Origin of the sequence: Microcystis sp. M090S1 (assembly GCF_020246295.1) — a bacterium.
Classification (GTDB): Bacteria; Cyanobacteriota; Cyanobacteriia; order Cyanobacteriales; family Microcystaceae; genus Microcystis; species Microcystis aeruginosa.
The window spans coordinates 1-22,380 of record NZ_JADBTF010000412.1 but is presented as its reverse complement, the minus strand read 5'-3'; the positions used below and the strand labels follow the sequence as shown (position 1 = coordinate 22,380).

Annotated in this window: 17 protein-coding genes and 2 pseudogenes; 7 read left to right on the top strand and 12 right to left on the bottom strand. The window is 40.0% G+C overall.

The features are described from left to right. Positions 1-302 precede the first annotated feature (302 nt). Positions 303-1,283 (top strand): hypothetical protein, encoded by a 981-nt coding sequence (locus IM477_RS18240; protein ID WP_287732950.1) that lies wholly within the window; start codon positions 303-305, stop codon positions 1,281-1,283. Positions 1,284-1,380: 97 nt separating this feature from the next. On the opposite strand, the pseudogene IM477_RS18235 reads toward IM477_RS18240, so the two are convergent. The 7 genes and pseudogenes from IM477_RS18235 to IM477_RS18205 all read right to left on the bottom strand — a co-directional run. Continuing rightward, a pseudogene (locus IM477_RS18235) lies at positions 1,381-1,821 on the bottom strand (vWA domain-containing protein); the annotation flags it as partial. A gap of 374 nt (positions 1,822-2,195) precedes the next feature. After that, positions 2,196-3,227, bottom strand: a complete 1,032-nt coding sequence (locus IM477_RS18230) for a GntR family transcriptional regulator (protein ID WP_287732948.1) — start codon at positions 3,225-3,227, stop codon at positions 2,196-2,198. A 196-nt stretch (positions 3,228-3,423) separates the two neighbouring features. Continuing rightward, positions 3,424-4,134, bottom strand: coding sequence for a lysophospholipid acyltransferase family protein (locus IM477_RS18225; protein WP_287732947.1), 711 nt, complete (start codon positions 4,132-4,134; stop codon positions 3,424-3,426). 111 nt (positions 4,135-4,245) lie between these two features. Beyond that, positions 4,246-5,880: a peptide chain release factor 3 gene (gene prfC, locus IM477_RS18220; protein WP_079206484.1), complete on the bottom strand. Its 1,635-nt coding sequence runs from the start codon at positions 5,878-5,880 to the stop codon at positions 4,246-4,248. Positions 5,881-5,939: 59 nt separating this feature from the next. After that, positions 5,940-7,058, bottom strand: a complete 1,119-nt coding sequence (locus tag IM477_RS18215; RefSeq protein WP_287732946.1) for a restriction endonuclease — start codon at positions 7,056-7,058, stop codon at positions 5,940-5,942. Further along, on the bottom strand, positions 7,039-7,926 hold the full coding sequence (gene yhdJ / locus IM477_RS18210; RefSeq protein WP_012268064.1) for an adenine-specific DNA-methyltransferase: 888 nt from the start codon (positions 7,924-7,926) through the stop codon (positions 7,039-7,041). Before yhdJ ends, IM477_RS18215 begins: the two co-directional genes overlap by 20 nt. A gap of 227 nt (positions 7,927-8,153) precedes the next feature. Beyond that, a complete protein-coding gene (locus tag IM477_RS18205; RefSeq protein WP_287732945.1) occupies positions 8,154-9,536 on the bottom strand; it encodes a DNA cytosine methyltransferase in 1,383 nt (460 codons plus the stop codon). Between the two features lie 639 nt (positions 9,537-10,175). Between IM477_RS18205 and sppA the strand changes: the two genes are divergently transcribed. Both sppA and IM477_RS18195 read left to right on the top strand, forming a co-directional pair. After that, a complete protein-coding gene (gene sppA / locus IM477_RS18200) occupies positions 10,176-11,990 on the top strand; it encodes a signal peptide peptidase SppA (protein ID WP_287732944.1) in 1,815 nt (604 codons plus the stop codon). A 57-nt stretch (positions 11,991-12,047) separates the two neighbouring features. Continuing rightward, positions 12,048-14,207 carry a ComEC/Rec2 family competence protein gene (locus IM477_RS18195; RefSeq protein WP_287732943.1) on the top strand — a complete coding sequence of 720 codons (2,160 nt, stop codon included), beginning with the start codon at positions 12,048-12,050 and terminating at the stop codon, positions 14,205-14,207. Here the strand turns inward: IM477_RS18195 and IM477_RS18190 are convergent. Next, complete coding sequence (locus tag IM477_RS18190; RefSeq protein ID WP_287732942.1) at positions 14,197-14,727, bottom strand: universal stress protein; 531 nt, start codon at positions 14,725-14,727, stop codon at positions 14,197-14,199. The two genes, IM477_RS18195 and IM477_RS18190, sit on opposite strands and share 11 nt — an antisense overlap. Before the next feature lie 755 nt (positions 14,728-15,482). On the opposite strand from IM477_RS18190, the gene IM477_RS18185 reads away from it, so the two are divergent. From IM477_RS18185 to IM477_RS18175, 3 genes are all read left to right on the top strand, one after another. Next, positions 15,483-15,968 carry a phosphopantetheine-binding protein gene (locus IM477_RS18185; RefSeq protein ID WP_287732941.1) on the top strand — a complete coding sequence of 162 codons (486 nt, stop codon included), beginning with the start codon at positions 15,483-15,485 and terminating at the stop codon, positions 15,966-15,968. An 85-nt stretch (positions 15,969-16,053) separates the two neighbouring features. Next, positions 16,054-16,440: a hypothetical protein gene (locus IM477_RS18180; protein ID WP_287732940.1), complete on the top strand. Its 387-nt coding sequence runs from the start codon at positions 16,054-16,056 to the stop codon at positions 16,438-16,440. A gap of 2 nt (positions 16,441-16,442) precedes the next feature. Continuing rightward, positions 16,443-17,387, top strand: a complete 945-nt coding sequence (locus IM477_RS18175; RefSeq protein WP_287732939.1) for an NAD(P)-dependent alcohol dehydrogenase — start codon at positions 16,443-16,445, stop codon at positions 17,385-17,387. A 10-nt stretch (positions 17,388-17,397) separates the two neighbouring features. On the opposite strand, the gene IM477_RS18170 is transcribed toward IM477_RS18175, so the two are convergent. Continuing rightward, positions 17,398-18,633, bottom strand: coding sequence for a bifunctional sterol desaturase/short chain dehydrogenase (locus IM477_RS18170; protein WP_287732938.1), 1,236 nt, complete (start codon positions 18,631-18,633; stop codon positions 17,398-17,400). A gap of 212 nt (positions 18,634-18,845) precedes the next feature. Between IM477_RS18170 and IM477_RS18165 the strand changes: the two genes are divergently transcribed. Next, positions 18,846-20,273, top strand: coding sequence for a glycosyltransferase family 2 protein (locus tag IM477_RS18165; protein WP_287732937.1), 1,428 nt, complete (start codon positions 18,846-18,848; stop codon positions 20,271-20,273). Positions 20,274-20,351: 78 nt separating this feature from the next. Here IM477_RS18165 and IM477_RS18160 read toward each other — a convergent pair. From IM477_RS18160 to IM477_RS18150, 3 genes and pseudogenes are all read right to left on the bottom strand, one after another. Further along, positions 20,352-20,447, bottom strand: a pseudogene (locus IM477_RS18160) (hydroxymethylglutaryl-CoA lyase-like TIM-barrel protein); the annotation flags it as partial. A gap of 73 nt (positions 20,448-20,520) precedes the next feature. Further along, a complete protein-coding gene (locus tag IM477_RS18155) occupies positions 20,521-20,841 on the bottom strand; it encodes a DUF2949 domain-containing protein (RefSeq protein ID WP_287732936.1) in 321 nt (106 codons plus the stop codon). Between the two features lie 548 nt (positions 20,842-21,389). Continuing rightward, positions 21,390-22,380: ISAs1 family transposase (locus IM477_RS18150; RefSeq protein ID WP_287732935.1), on the bottom strand; the 991-nt coding region annotated here is incomplete at its 5' end.

Genomic DNA, 22,380 nt, shown 5'->3' with positions numbered 1-22,380 from the left:
CCGCTTGGGATTTACTTCGAGAAGCCCAAAATCGCTGAAACCCAGATATATCAAGGAAAATCATAAATCGAGGTTAACCCTTTGTCCCGTAATGGTTTGAGCCTTTTTTGCTGACCGAAAACGCCTAAGTCCCACTAGAAACAAATAAAATTTATAAAAGTTATCCTCAGAAACCTATTTTTACGATCAACGGGGCTAATCAAGATATTTGGATTGCTAAAAATAAAAGTGGTTCACAAGAAATTGATAATAATATAGTACACAATTCCAAGATTATCTCTTCGGCTTTTCAAAATTTGCTAGTGGAACAACTTCAATCTATTAAAAAAGAGATAATCACTGATGTAAAATCAACTTCCCTAGATGAAACTACGCAAAATACACTGAAAGATTTAAGCGATAAAGTTAGTAATATTCAAGCAATAGTTGGTAGTTTAAGTATAGGTAAAGAGGGTGGGAGTATATCTCAACATAAAGAAAAAGTTGATCAATTAGAGATTAAAATTAAAGAATATGAGGATCAAAAAGAACGTCATTTGACAAGAATTAGAGAGCTACAGAACGAACGTAATCGACTATTGCAGAACTTAGCAGAACAACGTCAGCAAATCGAGCAGTTGAGTTCAGGAGAAGTGGAACAGTTGCGTAAGGAAAATCAGGGACTTTCTAGTTCTTATCAAAACCTAGAAAGACTATTGAACATAGTAAACAATGAAAAAGTACAACTAGAAGAAAAAGCTACAACTCTAAATAGTCAGGTAAACCAGTTACAGCAAGATAAAGAAAATTTAGCGTTAAAAGCTAATGAAAATGTCGAGGAGATTCAAAAACTTAAAACAGAAATTGATCGACTAATAAAGCTGCTTAAAAAAGAGGCAATTGAGACAGTAGATATTCCCTGGCAATGGCAAAACATAATCAATTCCTATAATCAGTCTCCAGATGCTATCCTTAATATTCATGGGGTGCAAAGACAGGGAGAAGTGGTCGAGGATGAAGATAAAGGAGCAGAAAGACGGAATAATTCTAGTAAGCCTGTGGTTTTGACATCTAATGTGTCCCCTGATGGATTTTATATCGTATTAGTAGGAAACGATTACTTACTCTTTCCGAAACAGCACGCTATTGCCGTTTCTCAAAAGTTTACAGTATCTGCTTTATTTGATGGCTATAAAAGCGGCAACACCAGTAAATTTACCTTAATTTCACCTGCACAAGTTACCCGGGTTAGTGACAGTGGGATGTGGCAACTGAAACACAAAGGAAAATTAGAATACAATTAATGTAAGCTAACAAGCTCAAATATTTTAGATAACTTCCCGTATTTATCAATAATAAAGCGACGAATTCTCATTAACACATCTCGACCAGTACCACCTAATCCGAAATCCAAACTACCGACTGGGGTTTGACAGCTTGATTGGCAGTTAAACGACACTGATTTAAGCGTGCCAGTCGGGGATAAACGTGCCATTCTGCTCGCTGAATATCGGTATTTTTAGCACTTTGGCTAGATTGCCAAGGAATTGACTTTAAAACCGCGTCTATATCTTCCCTTCCGCGAATTAAAATCGGTTCTGCAATCGGTTGGACATTATCAGCAAAGGGGAATAAATAAACGGAATCGTTATTTTTTAAACTATCGCGAATAATTTGACCGAGGCGCGTGCGTCCTTCATCATTAAAGTTAACACTACCGGTAAGATCGATCGCTAGGATAACATCTCGTCCCTGCCAACGAGCCACCAAATCTAATCCCAGTTTTTGCCAATCGGTAAGCGGTTCCCCGGGGGATACCGTTAAACAGTCAGCACTTTTCATTTAGCCTCGTTCGAGAGTGAAAAATTGAGCTTATCCCTATCCTTGCCCCATTGTACTAAAAAATTAATACTTCTTAAAAGTTTTTTTCGCTTTTATTCTCGACTTGCCCTAGGTTATTGTCAATAGTAACCATAGAGTAAAATAAATTTTAAAGTTCAGCTGCCCGCGCATTTAAGTGGGTGAGTGGAATTAAATATAAGATGAACGTAGGTTGGGTTGAAGCATGAAACCCAACGCCAGCATGGGTTACGCTACCGCTAACCCATCCTACAAATAATTGTGCCTCCCTACTTAAATTGCTTGTTGAGATAAGGCAAGAGGTAACAGTAAAGGGATTGGGAGAGATTCAGAGGTTAAAATGTGTCTTTTATCCTCTAACCACCTAATCCTAATTCTCGTCTGAGCAATTGAATTGATTTATCCCCAATATAATTATCACTACAGATAATTTCTGGCAGACGAATTAAATCCGATCGCACTTCATTAATCAGATTTTTAATTAAAGTATAACTCGCTTGATCGCTGATAATTGTCTGGGAAGTTCGGGCTAAAACTTTTAACTTATCCGTTTCATGAATTTGGGCAGACATAACTAATAAATCATCGCCCCGTAAACTATGAATTAAAACTTCGGCCACCTTAATAATACCGGTGCTAATACTGACAATCCCTAAACGGCTATCGGTGGGTAATTTTTTGATTAATGCCAATTCCTTGCTGTAATCGTAGATATCGATGGGAATGACTCGCAGCTGAAAAGGAGCAGCAATTTCCTCCGCCACACTGATAAAATAGCGACTGGTGACAACAGTGGCAGATTTAGTATTGGCTAAAACTTGGGCTAAATCCTCCATTGCCACTAATTGGACGGGAATTTTGAGGGATTGCTCTAATTCTCTTAACATTAGTTCCCCTGCACCCAAATCGTGACGGGGAATGGTGACAAGAACTTGAGAACTACACTGCGATCGCCAATCGATTTCCGCCAGTAATAACTCGCGAATTTGCTCTAAAGTTAAACCTTGAGCGAGAAAACCAGCCAAACTCTGGCGAATTAGTCGGCCTATTTCTGGATTTTGTTCCAATAGGGGCGAACCCAATAAATTATCGTTTTCATGCCCGCGAGCCTTGACATAAATCCCCGAACCTGCTATGGATGCCACTAACCCATCGTCTTCCAGTTGCTGATAAATTTTACTTATCGTATTACGGTGTAATCCCGTGATCATAGCTAGTTGACGGGTGCTAGGTAAACGATGGCCCGGGGGATACTGACGAGAGGCGATAGCGAAGCGAATTTGGTCAAATAATTGCTTAGAGGCGGGTATTTCACTGTCGGGCTGGATTTGGAACTGCATCGGATCACTTCGCTCACAAACTACTTTCGCTGATGCCCATTCTATCATTAGACCCTCTGCTGTAATCGGACATCTTCCCTGATCTGATGGGTTTCCGAGGCAGTATTCAGGAGCTAGAAGCAGAAAAAAACAAGATATTATTTATTTAAACTAGAAAAGCTACTTTTTTACTTAAAAATAGTTAAAACAATCATTTTAATCCATCCCCGAAATCCCACTTGTGCGGTAGATAGTCAACAGCTGATTAAGGGGATTGATCCTCGTGGAGAAGTTTTAAGCGATCGCTCAAGGTTTTGGTTAAGCGGACAGTTTCCCGTTTTAGCGAATTTTGTTGATAATCAAGCACATTAATCCCTTGACCGATGTTTACTGTCGCTTCGCTTCCCCATCCGGGGTAAGGCTGATTATAACTAATGCTTACCGGCAAAATCTTGATATCTGCATCGGGTTTCATGATCTTAACTTCCAACGCGATCCGCGCTACCCCCGGTTTAAGAGGATGAACCACTCGATCGCGACAGATACCCCCTTCCGGAAAAATCGCCACCATTTCCCCCGCGGCCAAAAGTTCGACGCTATGAACCAGACTACCCATACCGGGGTGATCGGTGTTGACGGGAAAACCCCCCAAACGTCGGATAAACCAACCTTGCACCCCTTTGATCTCGTTAGCGGAAACCATAAAGCGCAAATCGCGTCTACTAACTAAGCGTCCCACCGCGTAGGGTAAAATCAGCGCATCCCAACGGGACCGATGGGTAGGTGCAAGGATGACCCCCCCCGTTAGGGGAATATTTTCTTGGCCTGTCACCGTTATTTTGCTGAAAAAAGCTGGTAAAACCAGATAATTTCCCAGAAAATAACAAAAGCGAATTAAACAGGGATTAATTCGGGAATTGACAGCAGGACTTTTTCTAATGGTGAGGGACTCGTCAACGATAGTGCTTTGAGACATCCGAGTGTTAGGAAAGATCGAGACTTTCTGACCACTTCCACTTTAGTCTAGTTGTCTGGGGGTCGCTATCTTATCCTGACCAGTTCGGTAATTGTCTTGGGGGATTAAGGGTTAGGATTGGGGTTGTACTCCCGATCCTACTGGTGCGATCGAGTTTAATTGCAAAGAGGGATGATCTTCTTTGACTTGCTGTAAATTCCACTCATTTTTGAATAATAAGACGGGACGACCCCAATAATCTTTGACGGTTAAAGTATTAAAGAGTTTACCGGCTTTTTCTAAAGCTGCCCAACCCCCGGCGACCCAACGGGCTAAACTATAGGCTAGGGGTTCGAGGGTAGTTTCGACTCCGTACTCGCTTAAAAGACGGAATTGCACCACTTCAAACTGTAATTGACCGACGGCGGCTAAAATTGGGTCGCGTTTAAATTCATCGATCGAGGATAATATCTGTACGGCCCCTTCTTCCTGTAATTCCGAGACTCCTTTTTGAAACTGTTTGAACTTGGAAGGGTTAGGATTTCTGAGATAGGCGAATAATTCCGGAGAAAAACAGGGAATACCTTCGTATTCGAGCTTTTTACCCATATAAATGGTATCACCGATCGCAAAGACCCCGGGGTTATTCAATCCGATCACATCTCCGGGATAAGCTTCTTCAATAACTGCCCGATCTTGGGCAAAAAGCTTCTGAGGACGGGATAAACGGATAGTTTTACCGGTTCTAGCGTGGTTTACTACCATATCCTTCTCGAATTTCCCCGTACATACCCGCACAAAGGCTACCCGGTCGCGATGTTTGGGATCCATGTTTGCTTGCAGTTTGAAGACAAAACCGGTGAAATCGGGATAGGTGGGATCAAGGACACCGAGGGAGGAATTGCGTCCTCTGGGTGGCAATCCATAGTCGAGGAAGGATTCTAGGAATAATTTCACCCCAAAATTGGTCATGGCGCTACCAAAAAAGATCGGGGTCATTTCTCCTGCGTGGACTGCTGGCAAATCCAATTCTGCACCCAATTCCGAGAGTAGTTCTATATCCTCTTTTAACTGGTAATACAGGTCTTTTTCGAGATGATCCTCAATTTTGGGGTCGCCAAGCTCGATCACGGTTTCCTGCGCCTCCTGAGAGCCGTGGGAGCGACGTTCAAACAGGTGTATGGTTCGGGTGGCTCGATCGAAGACTCCCCGAAAGCGATCGCCAATTCCGATCGGCCAATTGACGGGATAGGTTTGTAATCCTAATTCTCGCTCGATTTCGTCCAATAAATCCAGAGGTTCGCGACCGGGGCGATCCATTTTGTTAACAAAGGTAAAGATGGGTAACTGCCGCAGTTTGCACACTTCAAAGAGTTTTCTCGTTTGGGGTTCCAAACCTTTGGCCGCGTCGATTAACATCACCGCATTATCGGCAGCGGCTAGGGTACGATAGGTATCTTCGCTAAAATCTTGGTGGCCGGGAGTATCGAGGAGATTAATCTGAAAATCACGATAATCGAACTGTAAAACCGTGGAAGTAATCGAAATTCCCCGTTGTTTTTCCATTTCCATCCAGTCGGAGGTGGCTTTGCGTTGGTCGCGTCTTGCTTTGACTGCACCCGCTTGATGGATTGCACCCCCGTATAGTAACAGTTTTTCGGTCAGGGTGGTCTTTCCTGCGTCAGGATGGGAGATAATGGCAAAATTTCGCCGTTTTTCCAAGACAGCTTCGCTGGTTTCTAGTTCTTTTTCAATTTCGGTCGTCATTCTAATTTCGATCGCTTTCCTATCTTTCTATTCTAGTTTAGCTGGGGAGTTAGATATCTTTATGGCTCTGATTCTAGGTTAAACTCAATCCGGCTCTGTAAAACCATTTCTGCAATTACCGCTCCTCCTTTACCTTGAGCTAAAACCCGCTCAAAACGGTTGATTAATTCGGGAATATTGATCACTTCCTCTACCGATTCTAGATATCTTTCGACAATTGCCCTGATCTTGTATCTTATCTTAGCTTGCTCCGCAACTTTTTCTAAAATTTCCTCGCAAGTCTGCTCGGTTTTAACCACAAAAGTAATGGGATATTTTTGCACTTTATCAATATCTAAAAAATATTTATCAGCAGCTATCGTTTCCGTAACTTGAAAAAATCGACCTAGGGGTTTCATGACAAAATCTATCCCCCCGTCATTGGCATTTGTTCGACCAGTTTTATATAAAAGTAAGTATTCAGAGTTTAACTGATCAGGCGACCATCCCCAATATATTTTCCGTTCCCCATAATACTCTTTAAGAATTGCATAACTGACAATCTCAAAAACTCTAGCATCAATGTTTGGTCTGAGTAAACTCCGAATAAATTCAATGGCTCTCTGGGGATCTTGCTGTTCAATATCAATCATCTGTTGACAATAGCTGATAAATTGATTAAATGCTTTTTGTCTTGTTTGCACATAGGCATCAATTATATCTATAATGACCAGGACAATATTAACTTGATTACCCTCTAGATAAAACTTAATTAAATTCTCATTAATCCAGTATCTATTGGTTTTAACATCTCTAATTATCGGCAGATAAGATAAAGTAGGAAAATACTTTTTAAATTCCTGATTTAATCGATGATTGAGAGCATGATTTTGTAATTTATCGCCAAAAGGAAGCTCCCTTTGCCTGCGAAAAAGTGTCATATACTGAGCGCCTTGATACTCGTCGTATCCATCCTTAAGATGAAACTCATTATTAATATAGTCTTCCACTAAAACATAAATGGCATAATGGTTAGCCAATCCTGCTCGGGATTTAGAACCTCGATTAGCGGCTCTAGTTTTAATGTTCAAATATTGCAATAACTCACTAGCATTTAAAATGCTATTTCCCTGATTGGGAAAGTAATTATCGATAATTTTAATAATTATCTTGGTGAATTCATGCTTGACTATCGACATCGAAAAGACTCTCCTGTACAAAGTTAGATTCTTGTTTATTTTCGCTTTTTCTACTATAGCTTTTTTGAGGTGGTAGTAACTTTTCTTCCTTGTATTCTTGCCATCCGAGAATCCGTCGAAGACCAATTTTTAAATACTCCTCTTGCGATTCTATACTAATAGAAATTCTTCCCAAGCGTTTAGCTACAGCTGCAGCTGTAAAAGTTCCTGCAAAGGGATCAAGCACAATTCCACTCTTGTCAGTGCTGGCCAAAATAATTCTTTCTAGCAATGATTCAGGTTTTTGTGAGGGATGATTTTCGTATTCATCCATGCGATATCTTACCCTAGGGAAATACCAGACATTGCCCGGTACTTTCTCTGTATTGTATTGACTCGGAATCGCTTTTCTATAATCAATTAGTTTTCGTTTTGCTCCGGTTTTTGCTTCTATCTTAATATCCTTTGAATTAAAAGTGTAATTATTTTTATCTTTCACACAGTGAAGTATTGGTTCATACATCGAACCAAAGTATTTTGTTGCTTGTACTCCTGAACTATCATAATGCCAGATAATACGACTAAGAATCGTCATTTTTTGTCTTAAGTAAAGATCAAAGTAAGGCATTGCTTGAGTGCTGGCCATAACATATAATGTTCCCTGGGGTTTCAAGATACGAAGACACTGATCAAGAATTTGATTTGCCCAATTTATATAATCATTTTCCGATTCCCATTTGTCGTAAAAATCGGCAAAGTGCTTACCTATATTATAGGGAGGATCGAGAAAAATTAGATCTACAGAATTAGAGGCAATCTCACTGGATAAAATCGGCAAAGAATCACCATGAAATATAACTTGCTCATCAGCTTCGTATCGTTTAAACATGATCATTTTTTCAATTTAAAGTAGTTAGATTTTTACTAGGAAATGTCTCAATTTTTAACCTCCTTAGCAATTAGGATAATTTACAGACTTTCTCATAAAGATGAAGTATAAACTAATTTGGTATTGATGACCGACTTCTGACGACGGACTCCCCACAACGAAAACTTGGATTTTTAAGCCTTTAAATATTTTAATATGAGTCAGTATCCCGCGGTCTAATAATTTGGTCAAATTATTTCTAGTAAATTTCTTGCTACTGCTTCCACTACAGTAATAGGAACAGCGTTTCCGAATTGTTTTTTAGCGATGGCTGACTGTTGATGATAGATAAAATTATCGGGGAATCCTTGTAATTTACGCGCATCTTGGGGAGTAATTTCTCGAAACTTTTTGGGTTTATAGATTTTCTTTAAAAACAATTGTTTGTATTCTTGGGGATGAGTAGCGGTAATTGAAATAGTAGCAATATAATCTTTAGCACCCGTAGCGGTTAGGGTAGGAATAATATCGGCCGTCGGTAAAATGATCCGATAAATGCCGTTAATTCCCGTCATATTTTTCGAGTTAATAAATTCATACTTACCCTCCTGCGTTTGCCAACAAATACCGAGAGAAACTAACTGATTTAGTTCCTCGATTTTTAGGTCGGGTATAATTTCCAAAAAAGCAGAAAAAGCCACGGGATGACCATCTTTTTCGCCATACTTTTTACTGCGTCTTAATTTCAGCAAAGCTAAACAGATACTTTTTTGTCGTTCCGTAGTTTTAATAATATCCCAAGAATGAATAGTTGTGTGGCCATTTCTTAAATCAGAAAAAATAAAAAAGTCATTTAATTCATCTTCTTTTTGAAAACGAGTTCTTGATGGAGGAACAAAACCATTAAATAAAGTATCCGCAGATAACTTGACTTTCTTAACTGGTTGAATATTCTTGATGTCTTCTAAAATATCTAAAACCTTCGGATGGATACCCAAAGGTAAGGGAAATTTAAACCGATCATAGTTGTCTATATCTTTTCTAATTCCTACGATAAAAACTCTCTCGCGATTCTGGGGTAAACCAAAATCGTAGGCATTTAATAACTGCCAGTAAACTTGATAACCACAGCTGGTTAATTCATCGATAATTAACTCTAAATTCTCCCGATTGCGAGGACTAGCCAACCCACTGACATTCTCGAAAATAAAGCTTTTCGGTTGACTTTTCTGGACTAATTTAATCACATCAAACCAGAGTTTTCCCCGGGGGTCATCAAATCCCCGTAAACATCCCGCCACCGACCAAGGTTGACAGGGAACGCCGCCGACAATAAGATCAAGATTATCGGGTAAATTGCTGATTTTACTCACATCTCCGAAAGCAATTTCATCGCTGTTGAGATAGCTAATAAAATTTTGTTGATAAACTTGGATGGCCTGTTGATCAATTTCTGAATAGCCTAAACAACGTCCCCCCAATTTCTCCAAAGCGATTCTAAAACCACCGATTCCTGCGAATAAATCGACAAAACGATACTGGGGATGGGTGATAACTAGATGTAGGGGTAATTGGGTTTGTGTGCTGACTTTAACTGTGGTTTTCAAGGGTAAATAATTCCTTTTCACCATCTGGGAAGATGTGTGTCTGTATTAATTATTTTAGTATAACTTAAGAGTTTTTTTATGGGTATTTTCAGCCGATCGAGGCACGACAATAATAGACCTCTGACCCACATTCCGCACTTCCAATTGTAGTAAGCTGTACTGAATTTAAACTGCGTATTCAAAATTTTAGTACAAATGCTCAAACTTCCTCTCCCTGCTCCTTCTCCCTTGCAGTCTTAACGAGCAATTTAGATAGTCAACAGCTTATGGCTGGTAGCATATAAAATGAAAATAACTTAAGTATTTATACTTATGCTCTTGGGGTAGAAAAAGTGAGAAACTAAAAAAGTTCTCAAAAAATATTCAAGTCAAGAAAAATGTCAAAGATAGAAGTAAAAAATCTAGACCACTTTTGTTCTAGAGCGAAAACAATTGACAAAAATCGCCGAATGTCTTTCTCTATAAGGGTTTCATCCCTCGAACCAGTTTTTGCGTCCAAGCCAGCTAAACAAGATTTCTTTGACCGAATTTGGTTCTCTCGCATCCGTGTCTTAACCTGTCGGTGATTCACCAAGATGTGTCAGGCAGTCAGATAAAAAACTTGTTTCTGGGCGGGGAATCCCTACAATAGGAAACAGGATAATTAGTAGTAGATGAAAACCGATGGGTCAGTTTTTTAAACAAACTTTCGCTAGTTGCTTGGGAACTTTATTGGGATTATTGGTATTTTCGTCCCTAGGTGTGGGGGGATTAGCATTTTTACTGCTTTCTTTCCTGATTTCTAGCGATAGCTCCTCAGTCAAGGAAAAATCAGTCTTAGTCTTTAACTTAGCCACCAATATCAGCGATGCTCCCCCTAGTTCAAGTTTAGCCGATAGTTTGACCAGTGAGAGTCGGACCACTTTAAATTTACGACAGGTGATAGCGGCGATCGAAAAGGCCGCCCTTGATGATAGTATTGTCGGTCTGTTACTCTACGGTCGCGGCACTGTCGGTGAATATGGCTATGCTACCCTGACGGAAGTGCGGCAAGCTTTGGCAAAATTTCGCCAATCGGGTAAAAAAATTATCGCCTACGATGTGGAATGGACGGAAAAGGAATATTATCTCGCTTCCGTTGCTGAAAAGGTGATTATTAATCCCGTGGGGAGAATGGAAATTAATGGTTTAAGTAGTCAACAAACCTTTTTTGCCGATGCACTAGAAAAGTATGGTGTGGGGGTACAAGTGGTAAAAGTGGGTTCTTTTAAAGGTGCGGTGGAACCCTATACGCGTCAGGATTTAAGTGTCCAGAATCGTCAGCAGCTGCAAACCCTACTCGATACAATTTGGTCTAATTATAGTGCCACAGTGGCCAAAAGTCGCAATTTAACCCCCCAACAGGTGCAAACTATTTCTGATACTCAAGGTATTCTGGAAGCAACCACAGCGAAAAAGGCGGGTTTTGTTGATGAAGTGGCCCATTTAGATCGAGTAATTGTTTTAGCAAAGGATTTGACAGGAGAAGCAAAAAATAAAACTAATCAGGAGGAAACCTCTGGCTCCTTTTCGCAAATTTCTTTAGCTAATTATGCTAGTTCTCTCGATGATGAGGGGGGAGATAGTAGCGATCAAATAGCGATAGTTTATGCAGAAGGGACAATCGTAGAAGGTCAGGGAGATAGAGGCGAAATCGGTGGGGATAAATTGGCGAAGGAATTGCGAAAATTACAAGGGAAGGAGGAGGTAAAAGCGGTAGTTTTGAGAATTAATAGTCCGGGGGGAAGTGCCACCGCTTCCGAGGTGATTCTGCGAGAAATTAAGCGTTTAGATGCGAAAAAACCGGTAATTATTTCTATGGGTGATGTGGCAGCTTCTGGGGGTTATTGGATTGCGATGGGTGGTCAAAGGATTTTTGCCGATAATGATACAATTACTGGTTCTATCGGTGTGTTTGGATTATTGTTAAATATCCAGAAGATTGCTAATAATAATGGCATCGATTGGGATACGGTGAAAACTGGACAATTAGCCGATCTATCTACTATTACCAGACCGAAAAATCCCCAAGAATTAGAAATTTATCAAGCGGCAGTTAATCGGTTCTATGATTTATTTATCGAGACGGTGGCCCAGGGGCGAAAATTATCCCCAGACAAGGTTAGAACTGTGGCCCAAGGTCGCGTCTGGACGGGAAAAGATGCGGTTAAAATTGGTTTAGTTGATCAAATCGGTGGCCTAGAAGCGGCAGTACAATACGCAGCCAAAACAGCTAAATTAGGGGATGATTGGAGTCTTAAAGAATATCCTCGATCGCAAAGTTGGCAAGAAGAACTTCTCTCTAATTTATTGCAAACCTATCTTCCTCCTCTAACTAAAAATAATCACCCTTTGACGCAGGAATGGCAAAATTTTCAGCAGGAATTATTGAAGTTACCTACATTTAATGATCCCCATAGTGTTTATGCTAAGTTACTTTTTAATCTCGATTTTCGCTGATACTTAGGTAAAAATAATGCCCGCTAATTCTGAAATTATTTGACGACAAAAATTTCTATGAATCGCCCTAATAGCGTTATTCTTGGTTTAGCCTATATTTTGGGATTGTTATCTACAGGTCTGGTAGATTTTAGTCCCCAGTTAAACCGATGGCAAGAAGTGGTAATTAGAATTGTTATTCTTAGTCTAATTACCCTATTAACCACGATTTTTATCCGTCGTTTTTGGTGGCAAAGTCCCCCTAGAAAAATTTGGCTGATGGGGGGATTAATAGCTATATTTGCCGTTGTTTATCTAGAAATTCGTACTCCTTACCCCGCTGGGAATGATATCAGTCATCTTTTAAAAAATAATGTGGTTAACTCTATTGAAATCACAGGCAGTATTATATCAGAAATTCGTCTCAATCGCCGAGAAAATTTACAATTTTGGTTAGAAGTAAAAGAATTTAGCCTCAAGAATTTACCGACAGAAAAATCCACAGGTAAACTCTACGTTACTCTACCAAATCTAGGAGGAAATCAGGTTTATCCCGGACAAGAAATAACAATTAAAGGATTACTTTATCGTCCCCGTCGTGCCAATAATCCCAATGCTTTTGACTTTGCTAATTATCTGGCGCGTCAGGGTGCTTTTGCTGGTTTAAAAGGGGAAATAATTATCGATAAAAAATCACCGACTTGGGGAATTTGGCAGATTCGTCAGCGCATTGTTGAGGCACAAATTCAGGGAATAGGCCAGGAAAAAGGGACTTTATTAAGTTCGATTACCCTCGGACGACAAGCGGTTAATTTGCCAGCAAAAATCACCGATTTATTTATTAAAACTGGATTAGCTCACATTTTAGCAGCTTCTGGCTTTCATGTGGCTATTTTGTTGGGATTTGTTTTAACTATTACTCGCAATTTATCCCCCAAACAACAGTTTATTATTGCCCTTACTGTCTTAATAATTTACGGTACTTTAACTGGGTTACAACCTTCAGTGCTGCGGGCGATTTTGATGGGAATTGGGGCATTAATCGGTCTGCTTTATAATCGACAAGTTAATAGTTTAGGGTCCCTGTTACTAGCGGCTACAATTATATTATTATGGCAACCTCTCTGGATTTGGGATTTAGGATTTCAGTTAAGTTTTTTAGCGACTTTGGGATTAATTATTACCGTTCCTTTGCTGAAAAATAAAATTGACTATTTCCCTAATTTAATCGCTGAACCTATAGCTATTAGTCTAGCTGCTACTCTCTGGACTATGCCTTTATTAATGTTTACGTTTAACTCGATCGCTCTTTATAATATCCCCATTAATATTATCACAACTCCCCTAGTTACCCTGATTAGTTTAGGAGGAGTTTTTACTGCCTTTTTAGGCTTAATTTATCCCCCTTTGGGCAGTATCAGCGCTAGTATTCTCTATTACCCTCTAGAGTTATTACTGCAAATTACCACCTTTTTTAGTCTGCTTCCTTTTAGTACCTACTCCACAGGTAAATTATCTTTAGGAGTGATGTTAATTATTTATATTTGCCTTACCTTAATCTGCTTTAATATCTGGTTTCGTCAACGGTGGCATTTAATCGGTTTATTTATCCTCACTTTAATTTTAATACCGATTATTTATCAGCATTTAACTTTAACTCAGGTGACAGTTTTAGCCACGAAATCGCAACCGGTAATAATTATTCAAAATCGAGGAAATACTCTCTTAATTAATGGGGAGGAACCCGCAACAGCACGTTATACAGTTTTGCCCTTTTTGCGACAGGAGGGAATTAATCAAATACAAGGAGCAATAACCGTCAATAATTCGGCGCAATTCTCAACTATCAGTGAGAGCATACCGATCAAAAAAACTATTAATTTATCCCATTTAGAAAAATTTAATCTTGGCGAAATTACTGGACAATTGCTCGAGAAAAATTTATTTAAATTTCAGGTAAAAAATCAATCTTGGCTATGGATTGTCAACCCGAAAATTCCCGTTAATTTATCCCAAGAATTTAGCCCCCTAGTGTTATTATGGCAGGGAAGTAATCTAGATAAACAATGGTTAGAGTCAATTCGACCTCAAACAGCGATCGCTGTCACTAACAATCTCTCCCGCAATGCCAGAAATCAACTGAGAAAAGCCCGGATTAAGACTTACTGGACCGGGAGAGATGGAGCGATTCAATGGACAGCAAAAAATGGATTTCAACCCTTTCTAATTAATGAGTGATGTGTACTACCAAAACCGAACAGGGAGCATGATGCACTACATAATTACTGACACTACCTAAGATTAACTCAGATAAACCCGATCGACCGTGACGACCAACAATAATTAAATCTATCCCCTCTTGCTGGGCAACTTGACAAATTTTCTGTCCCGGATCACCGATATAATAATCAGCCCGGGCTATGATATTATCCTCCTTAGCTCGATCGACTAAACCGTTTAACCAAGCTTGTAATTCCGCTTGCATTTCTTCGGTGATTTGTTGTTCTAAGGCGATCATATCGGGGGGATAACCGCCACCATAACCAATCAGATTACCATAAATAAAAGTTTCCGTGTAGGGAGTCAAAGGTTGAGACAGACTATAAATAATCCGCAACTCACTAGCGTAGGTTTTCGCTAAGAGGATAGCCGTATTCAATACCTCTGGAGTGACATCTTGATAATCCACAGCCACGAGAATTTTATTATAGAGTTTGTTGGTATCCCGATCGACTGAGAGTGTTTCCGTATTATTCATCGAATTAGCCTCCTCGATAGCAGATAAAGTCAGGGTTGAAGTTAATCTTTTTTCCCACCGGCTGCCAGCAATACCCCGGGGAAATAGCCAAAAATTGCTGAAAGCTGATGACTGATAGTTGACGCTCCCCTACCTCTAGTGTGACATTTTTCGGATGATGTAGCTAAATCCCCAAAAAAATTAACAATTTGGGGAGACTCCGAGACGATACCCTAGGGTTGATTCAAGGTAGGGTTGATTCAAGGTAGGGTTGATTCAAGGTAGGGTTGATTCAAGGTAGGGTTGATTCAAGGTAGGGTTGATTCAAGGTAGGGTTGATTCATGAATCAACCCTACCCAAACCCCGGAGCGCATTAGCTTTTCGGTGGGATGCTTACAGCCAGATGCTGATACATTTGTAATCATCTAAGAGTCACTGATAATTGCTGATTGTCGGTATTTCTGCAAATGTGAGATGCACCCCTAGATTTTTTAGAAAAGTATTTATCTTAAGATACAATATGGTTGAGATTTTTTGCAGCAGAGGATCTAGTCGAATGAATGAAGATAGCAAAAATTATGAGATGCAAATTCTGGCAATGATGATCAATCAGTATTTGGATGATATGGTATCTCTGAGTGAATAAAAATTAAACCAGCTAGAGGCAAACCGCAATCAGATTGTTGGGGATTTAGCCACAATAATTTACAAGGAAAGTGGTCATAAAGGAGAATTTCATATAATACGAAACTTAATTAATTCTAGAATTGAAGTTATGAAATATCAGTTATTTTTCAGTCAATCCAGTTTATTGGAATCAAGGAGAATCGATGAAGAGAAAGCTATTAAAATAGCAGAACAAAAAGCTAATGCTGTTATTAACGATAAAAACAATGATGATACCGAGAAAATAACGTCACAAGACAATGAACGAAAACTGGCAATTTTTATCAAAGTTCAAGAGATAATTAGTGATCAATTAGATGTGGAAAAGTCTGAGATACATATTGATGATGAACTATTTTATTTAAAATCTAAGGAAACCCTCAGTAGTTATAGTTCTTATAGCTTTTATAGTTCTTATAGTTCTTGTAGTAATGGTTTATTAGTCTCAAATTGGGGAGGAGATGAATTTGATACGATTGAATTAATCATGGCTTTAGAAGAAGAATTCGATCTTGAACTTTCAGAAGAAAAATGCCAAGAATTTACAACAGTGAAAAAGCTAGTTGATTATCTGGCTGAAAATTTAGGCAAGTAACAATATTAATTTTTACGAAAATATCTCAAGTTATCAGCCAAATATAGCTATAATCCAATTAGAGCGAGTTCTAAACCAACAACTTATGATTAGTCGCTACATTGTCGCATGGCTACCGATGGTCTTAATAGGAATTAGTAACGGTATCCTCCGAGAAACCACCTACGGAAAATATCTCGATGAACTACGCGCTCATCAAATTTCTACCCTGACAGGAATCCTCTTTTTTAGCCTTTATATTGGCACTCTTGTCTATTTTTGGGGTCTAGAATCGTCCAGCCAAGCAATTACTATCGGTTTAATTTGGTTAGTATTAACAGTGGGTTTTGAATTTCTGTTCGGCCATTTTATCGCCGGTCACTCTTGGTCAAGATTAGGTCAAGATTATAATCTTTTAGCGGGACGAGTTTGGATTTTTGTTCTCTTGGTAATTACTTTTGATCCTTTACTATTTTATCAACTTTTTTCTTAATTATGAAAGCTATTATCATTAATCGCTATGGCGATAGTAATGTTCTCCAATACACCGAAATAGAAAAGCCAATTCCCCAAGGGAAAGAAGTCTTAATTAAGATTATGGCAGCGGGAATTAATCCGATTGATTGGAAGATTCGTCGGGGAATGCTCAAAATAGCCACAGGTAATAAATTTCCCCTGCAATTAGGTTTTGATTATGGGGGAATTATCGTTGAAAAAGGCAGTCAGGTGGAACAATTCCAGATCGGAGATGAGGTTTTTGGTTTTCTCAATCAATTACCGGGTAAAACCTATGCTGAATATGCAATTATTCCCGCTTCCCTATTAGTTAAAAAACCGCATAATCAGAGCTTTATTGAAGCTGCCGCCACTCCTTTAGCCGCTTCTACCGCTTTGCAAGTCTTGCGCGATTTTGGCAATATTCAAGCAGGAAATCGGATTTTAGTTAATGGTGCATCGGGAGGAGTGGGTAGCTTTGCCGTGCAGATAGGGAAAATTTTCTCCGCACAAGTAGATGGAGTTTGTAGTAGTAAAAATATCGATTATGTCACCTCTTTAGGAGCAGATAAAGTTATCGATTATACCCAAGAAGATTGGAGAAAAACTGAGCAGAAATATGATATAATCTTCGATGCTGTGGGCAAGTCTTCTTTTTGGCACTGTCGTCAGCTTTTAAAACCCCAAGGCACCTATATAACCACCCTACCAAATCCCGGAATTATCCTCTTAAATTATCTCACTGCTTGGTTGCCCCAAAAAGGGAAAGTGATATTTTTTGCTCAAGCACAAGCGTCTGACTGGCAATTTCTCAAAGAAGCGATCGAATCGGGAAAATTAACTGTTAGAATCGATCGCACCTATACTTTTTCCCAGGTGGCAGCAGCTCATAATTATAGTGAATCGGAAAGAGTGCGCGGAAAAATAGTCTTAATCCCGGATTAAGGGTAAATAGTTAGGGGTTTTCCTGATTTTTTGGGGAGCGAGTAAATAGTTTTAAGTAGGTAGAAACAGAGAATTCTTTAATTGGGAAGGTGATAAAAGTCAAGGGATTAATAGTAATAATAATATTGCGGCTATCCCTCTGTACCGCCTTGATAATCTGTTTAGCCACCCAATCGGCGGACATAATACCCACAGGATTTAAATTACTCTTAAAAGGGCCAAGAATTAGCTTTCTTACCACACAGGGAGCATCTAAACGACGCAGGGTAATCATATCACCGATCGCTCGTTTACTGAGTTCGTAGAGGGGACTAAAGGCAGGATTAACCTCCGCTTCCGAAGTATTCACCCAGACTTCCTTGCGGGCAATTTGCTCGTTAGTGCGGACAGTTTTGAAGAATAATTCCATTAAACGCCAGACGGAAAAAGTATTCACTTGGTAGGCTAATTCGATCGCTTCTGGGGTTCTTTGGCCGTGGACATTAACGCCATGATTTAAAATCAGTATATCTACAGACTTAAATAGGTCCTCAAGTTGCGTTTCTTCACCGATTTGCCATTTCACGGTTTTTACAGGTACTGATTCGCCGTTAATTTCAATGGCGATCGCATTGTCCCCAGAAGTGAGCGCGATCACCTTGGCTCCCTTCAGTTGTAGGTACTTTAACAGCGATCGCCCTAAAGTTCCATTCGCTCCGGTAATGGCGATCGTTTTGCCCTTGAGAGAAAGTGCCGTCCCCATCAATTTATCCATAAAGGTGAAAGTTCCACAATAATAAGCCTTTTGGTTATCAAAATGGTGTCGCCAGTGGTAGGTACGATTAACGCGCCATTGAGCGGGGAAACTCTCAAATTGCCCCGGACGATGGGTTAAATCGGTTAATTCCTCCAGATTGGCGATACCTAAACCCCGACCGATCGCCGTACTGAGAAAAGCCAAAGTATAAAGGGAGCCTAACCAACCCAACCAAGGGCGATCGAACCCCCAAGAGTAGGCCAGTAGTACAGGTAAAACACTGGCAGCCAACATAACCAAGGCCTCTGGTACATCATTGTACCAGTGCGCCCGACGATAAATTTCCTCGCTCATTACCGACAGATCGGGACGAAAAACCCGATGATGCCAGACGTGCAGACGATAAAGGGGCTGCCAATAGTGGGCCAGAGCATGATAGCAATCACGCACGATCTCCACCCAAATAATTGAGCCACAAATCAGTCCGACACAGAGGAGCAGGTTTGACATAGGGGATAAATGTTAAATTTTCTCAACGAATGTAAACAAAGCAATCTTAACCGAAAAAGCGCATTTATCGGGCAAAAAAAAACCAATAGCCTGAAAAACTAGGGTTTCTTTCCCGAAAAAACTTAAGATTCTGTTAAAAATTTTAACAATTTTCGGTAAAATAAAGCAAGAAATAAGCTTCTATTTGAACAGTTACTTAACCTGAGTCGATTATGGCAGAAAATTATTGGTCGCGAGAGGATGATAACGAAGAATTAGACCCGATTGGTTCCCTCCTATCTGACTGGTCCGATCCCGAAGATGAGGAGGACGAATTTAGGAGCGAAATTTTTCAAGGCCGATCGGGACGCAGACAGAAAGCGGCTTTTAGCCTCATGGCGATCTGGACAATAATTATCGGACTTCATTGGCTGAGTTGGGGTTATTGGGCAATTATCGCCTTAACTATGGTACTATCGGGACAAGCTTTGCGGCTGCTGTTCACGAAACCGGAAACGCCACCAATTCCTTTACTGGATCAGGATTTAGCCTCTGTACCTAGGGTTTCCCTCTTAGTAGCGGCCAAAAATGAAGAAACCGTAATCACGAAACTGGTTAATTATCTCTGTCATCTAGACTACCCCCAAGATAAGTTAGAAGTTTGGATCGTCGATGACTATAGTACCGATAACACGGGGGCGATTCTCGATCGCCTGGCTCTAGAATATCCCCAATTACAAATTCTCCATCGTCCTGCTAATGCCGGAGGTGGCAAATCCGGCGCCTTGAATCAGGTTTTATCCCTGACTAACGGGGAAATTATCGGTGTATTCGATGCGGATGCGGGATTATCCGCCGATTTACTGCGTCATGTCGTCCCGATGTTCGACGATCGAGAAGTGGGTGCGGTACAGGTGCGAAAAGCGATCGCCAATGCTGCCGAAAACTTCTGGACAAAAGGACAAGCGGTAGAAATGATCTTTGATAGCTGTTTCCAACAGCAACGGATCGCGGTGGGAGGGATCGGAGAATTGCGCGGAAATGGTCAATTTGTCCGTCGTAGTGCCTTAAATCGTTGCGGGGGTTGGAATGAACAAACGATCACCGACGATCTTGATTTAACTATTCGTCTCCATATCGATAATTGGAAAATTAATATCTTAAATTTTCCCGCAGTAGCGGAAGAAGGGGTGACAACTGCGATCGCTTTATGGCATCAGCGCAATCGTTGGGCCGAAGGTGGTTTTCAGCGTTATCTCGACTATTGGAAAGCGATTTTAAAGTCTCCCATGCCTTGGCCGAAAAAGTTTGATTTAATTGCTTTTTTGATCGTTCAATATATCTTACCTGCGGCCGCTATTCCCGATCTTTTAATCACAATTACCCGTCATCAAGCCCCGATTTTAACTCCTTTAACGGGTTTGGCTCTTTCCCTTTCTCTCTGGGGGATGGTGACAGGATTAATCCGAGTCAATACGGGTAAAAAATTCACTTTCGCTCTTGGTTTGTACATCCTTGCTCAAACCATTCGTGGCATGATTTATATGATGCACTGGTTTATTATTATTCCCAGTGTCAGCCTGCGGATGGCTTTGCGTCCTAAACGTTTAAAATGGGTGAAAACCGTTCATCTGGGGGAACATCTCAGCGCCGAAGTTTAAGAGCAATTAAATCCCTCGATCGAAGGGTGTGTTAGGGGCAATTAACTCACCCTAAATTATACTTATAACACTTATCTATAGGGCCAGGGCGATTTTTTCCTCGATGGTAAAGGCAACCCCTGCGGTTTGTTCACCATCTCTTAAAGTCGTGTCGTTGATGCGAATTGAATTCATAGAGTTTTTACAGGAGAGGATGACTCATTTTTGGAGCTATCAGCTTTTTTTCCCTGAAAAAGCTGGTCACTAATCATTGATAACGAAGGCAGGGGGCAGGAGGCCGTTTTTGTAACGGGGATTTATGCCCCGCTCCCAAAACTTTTCGCTTTAAAAGGCGAGGTTTTAGACCCGATTTTTTTGATAACTGTTCGCTAATCACGGAATTATCAAGCCAGTCTAAAATCGATTGCAATTGATGCAGGGAAATAAAACCGTATTGCCAGAGCAACATGGGGAGAGGATCGCTAGAACTTTGACGTTTATGGAGAGCGAGGCTTAAATCCTCTGGTTTAATCGCCATTTCTTCGTGGAGAAAACGACTAAATTCAAGCAGTTTAGAATTGTTTTCCATGACAACACCTTTTAACAGTGATCAGTAAACAGTCAACAGTGAACAGTGAACTGATAACTATAGCGGTGTGCAGTCGTATGAGGTACAGTGTCACGAGCTATAAACCATGCTAGGCAAAGCTTGGTCTGTATCTCACTCAAGCGCTTACCGCTATAATAACTGATGAGAGCAGAAATAAGGGGAGAAGGGGAAGTGGGGTGTAGGGTGTGGGGGAGTGGGGAGAAGAGAGAGGGGAGTGGGGAGAAGAGAGTGGGAAGTGGGGGAGAATTGATAATTATTCCCCATTCCCTATTCCCCCTCCCCCCTGTTCCCTAGGGTTGATTCATTTAAATTAAGTACAGCTGATTTTGAGTCAATAAATTTGAATAAAAATTCTCAAGTTTATCTTTTTCTAATCAAAAGAGTTAGTGACAATAACTAATCTTTAATCCTCTGCCAATATTGATTATGAATAAATTGATAAAGCTTGTTCCCAAGCCACTAAAAGCCTATCTCTCTTGAAATTGTCTGAGAGTACATCCTGTTAATTTAGCTAATTTTTCTGCTTCTTACGTCGATAAAACTATCAGTTTTTCCCAACGTTCAGCTAACCACCTCTGTCCCTCTGTTATTGAGAGAAAACCCAAACCTCTGAAAAGATTCAATCCTATAGTTGTGAGAATTGACCAATTGCTGGCCGCTTGAAAATCACTTATCTCGCTTTTATCTTCCTCAAAAATTACATCTTTTACCCAATGTAACTGATTTTCTATTTTCCAATGTCCTCGAATAATTTTAGCAAATACTTGGGCGGATTCGGTTAGGCTACTGATATAGTAAGCTGTTTCTTCATAAGTTTTATCCCCGCGACTACCCCTTCTTTCTACTTTAATAATTCGGCGCAGATTTTCAAACCCTTGTCTTTCATTTTTCCTCACTTGAAAAACTTCTATTTTTCTTGATATTTTTCGTCCATGACTATTATCTTGTTCAAGAAAGCAACTTTCTGGCTTTGAGGAATTACTCAGGTCTTGTATTCGCTTATAAAGATTTTTCTGATTTCCTTTAACGGTGATAACATAATCATTTTTACTCTTGGCTATTAAGCTGATTGTTTTTTTCTGACAATGTAAAGCATCGCCAGTAAAAACTTTATTTTGGAGAGAGCAATCTTCAATTATAGCTTGACCTTCGTCGATTTCAGACCCTTTTTTGTTTTCAATTCTTTTTAAGTGTAATACCAAGCCACTTTCTTGACTAAACAATGAGACAAACATAATAAAATTTTGTTGTTCATTGTTAGGATTCTTTAGAGTGTTTTTGAGACTTTTTCCATCTATGTCTAGCCAATTTATATCACTTCTTTGTCCATATTCTTGTAATGCCCATTCATTAAACATTTTTAACAAAATCTGCCATTCAACTCCCATCATTACCCTTCTAATTGTTGAATAGGATGGGACTCTTTCTGGAATTATGTTAAATTCTTGACTGAGCCTGTGCCGATTATTTTTAGCAAACTCTCCTAGCTCTCTATAACCTGAGTATCCTAGCATTGTT